Below are 1,443 nucleotides of genomic sequence, written 5' to 3'. Positions count from 1 at the left end.
GGCCCTACTGACTCATTCGTGGGTGATTCCTGCCGGGTAGTTGTGGTGGGTGGCCACCGAGTCCGAGCATGGCCAGGGCGATGAGAGCCTCGGGAGTGCGGAAGCCGAACGCGACGCGGGTGATGAGTCTGATCTTGGTGTTGACCGATTCGATCCGCCCGTTCGACAGGCCGTGTTCGATCGCGGCGAGGATGGAGTCCTGGTGGGTGACGATGCTGCGTTGCAGTGCGACGAACTCTGGTATTCGGCAGCGGCGGGCCCAGCCGATCCACCGATTCAGTGCGACGATCGCGTCCTCGTGCCGCATCTGGAACACCAACCGCAGAGATTCTTTGAGCAGGTAGGCGCGGTGCAGCGTGGGGTCCTCGAGTTCGATCAGCCGCAGCGTCACCGCCTGCTTGCCGGTCAGGTTCTCCGGATTCTTCAACAGCGCCCACCGACTCTTCTTGACTACGATGGCCCGCTCGCGGTGCGGATCGGGAGCGTTGCCGGCCGCGGCTGGTGGCCGACCTCGTGTGCCGAACTGCCTGCGTGGCAAAGCTTTCGCCCGCGCCCGGTTCCATGCTCCTCTGCGGACCTTGTCGACCGCGGCGGTGGCCCAGGCCACCACATGAAACGGATCCGCGCACCGGACGGCTTCGGGGCAGCGTTCGGTGACGACCTTCGCGATCCAGGGCGCCGCGTCGGCGGTGACATGGGTGATCTGCGCGCACCGTTCGGATCCGAGCAGATCGAAGAATCCACGCAGCGTATCGGCATTGCGGCCCTCCGCCGCCCACACCAGCCGGCCCGAATCGTGATCGACGACCACCGTCAGGTACTTGTGGCCCTTCTTGTACGAGATCTCGTCGATCCCGATCCGCCGCAGCCCCGCGAACCGATCGAAGGTCCGCTCGGTGTCCGCCCACACCCGATCGACGATCGATCCGACCGTGCGCCACGCGACCTGCATCAACTCGCACACCGCGGACTTCGAGCAGTGCGTGGCCAGCCACGCGATCGTCTCGTCGAACCGCCTCGTGTGTCCGGCCCCGTGCCGAGCCCAGGGCACATGCGCGACGACCACCCCGTGCTCACGGCACACAACACGCGGCGCCCACGCCTCGATGACCACCGTGGTCAGCCCGGCATCGAGGGCCCGCCACCGGCGGCGCCCCGCCCCGCCGTCATAACCCGGGCACCGCCGCCGGCACACCCCGCACCGTGACCGCGCCCGCAGCGTGGGCCGCACCGAGACCACCACGCACCCCGTGTCATCGTCGAACTCGACACCCTCCACGACCGTCTTTTCGACACCGAGGATCCGAGCCCATATCCTGTTGTTGCGCACGCCGTTTTCCACATCTGTAGCGACCTGACCTTAGACAAGCCGGAACGCTACGGGGACAACGGCGTGCGCCCTTATACGGCCCTCACATCGCCCACAGATCGGTCAGTAGAGCC

At 66.8% G+C, this 1,443-nt stretch carries 1 protein-coding gene; it reads right to left on the bottom strand.

Going from position 1 to position 1,443, the window contains the following annotated elements; translation table 11 throughout:
* Nucleotides 1-4: 4 nt before the first annotated feature.
* Entirely contained in the window at nucleotides 5-1,330 is a 1,326-nt protein-coding gene (locus P3H15_RS53940; RefSeq protein WP_276144813.1) for an ISL3 family transposase, read from the bottom strand.
* Between the last annotated feature and the right edge of the window lie 113 nt (nucleotides 1,331-1,443).

Source organism: Rhodococcus sp. T2V, from assembly GCF_029269925.1.
GTDB classification, from domain to species: Bacteria; Actinomycetota; Actinomycetes; order Mycobacteriales; family Mycobacteriaceae; genus Rhodococcus_F; species Rhodococcus_F koreensis.
The sequence above is the reverse complement of the archived record's forward strand: the minus strand, read 5'-3'. Positions and strand labels throughout refer to the sequence as shown.